Below are 896 nucleotides of genomic sequence, written 5' to 3' on the forward strand. Positions count from 1 at the left end.
CTTCCAGAAATCCCCGGCATCGTGCCAAGCCTGCGCGAGCCAATTGTCGGGTGCAGCTTTGCGCCTCGCTGCCCGTTCGCGATCGATATTTGCCGCGAGAAGACACCCGCCTTGAGTAATGTCGGCTCGGGCCACGCCGCGGCTTGCTGGCGCGCCCAAGAGGTCGTGGGCGCATGAGCGGTCCTTTGCTGAAAGTCGAGAATCTGACCAAGCATTATCTGCTCGGTGCAGGAATCTTGAAGAAGAGCATTCCGGTGATCCGGGCGGTGGAGGATGTATCCTTTGCTGTCGAGGCGGGCGAAACGCTCTGCATCGTCGGCGAATCCGGCTGCGGCAAGTCAACCGTCGCGCGTCTCTTGATGCGGCTCGTCGAACCGACTGACGGGCGCGTGCTGATCGACGGGACCGATATTGCAGGCCTCAAGAAGGACGCGCTTCGGACGTTCCGCCGCCGGATGCAGATGGTCTTTCAGGATCCTTACTCGTCGCTGAACCCGCGCCTCACGGCTGGGCAAATTATCACCGAACCCGTCGAGAATTTCGAACGCCTGAGCCGCAAGCAGCGCCAGGCACTTGCCGCGGACCTTCTCCGAAAGGTGGGAATGTCATCTGAGATGATGCACAGGCTCCCGTCCGAGTTGTCGGGCGGTCAGCGCCAGCGGCTCGGTATTGCGCGTGCGCTATCACTCAAACCCTCGATTATTATCGCCGACGAGGCGGTATCCGCCCTTGACGTCTCCGTGCAGGCGCAGATTCTTAATCTGCTTCTGGATCTCCAGCAGCAGATGGGCCTCGCCTTCGTCTTCATCTCGCATGACCTCGGCGTCGTGGAGCATATCGCCCATCGCGTCGCCGTCATGTATCTGGGACGGATCGTGGAACTCGCGCCCTGCGAG

General features: G+C 61.2%; 2 protein-coding genes. Both read left to right on the forward strand.

From position 1 onward, the window contains the following. A partial coding sequence (locus tag NKJ91_RS33665; RefSeq protein WP_352458939.1) for an oligopeptide/dipeptide ABC transporter ATP-binding protein occupies window positions 1-177 on the forward strand: 177 nt, incomplete at its 5' end. Then, window positions 174-896 (forward strand): ATP-binding cassette domain-containing protein (locus tag NKJ91_RS33670; protein WP_352458938.1); only part of this gene is annotated, 723 nt, incomplete at its 3' end. The genes NKJ91_RS33665 and NKJ91_RS33670, both read left to right, overlap by 4 nt.

This window comes from Mesorhizobium sp. M0040 (assembly GCF_040323505.1).
GTDB lineage: Bacteria > Pseudomonadota > Alphaproteobacteria > Rhizobiales > Rhizobiaceae > Mesorhizobium.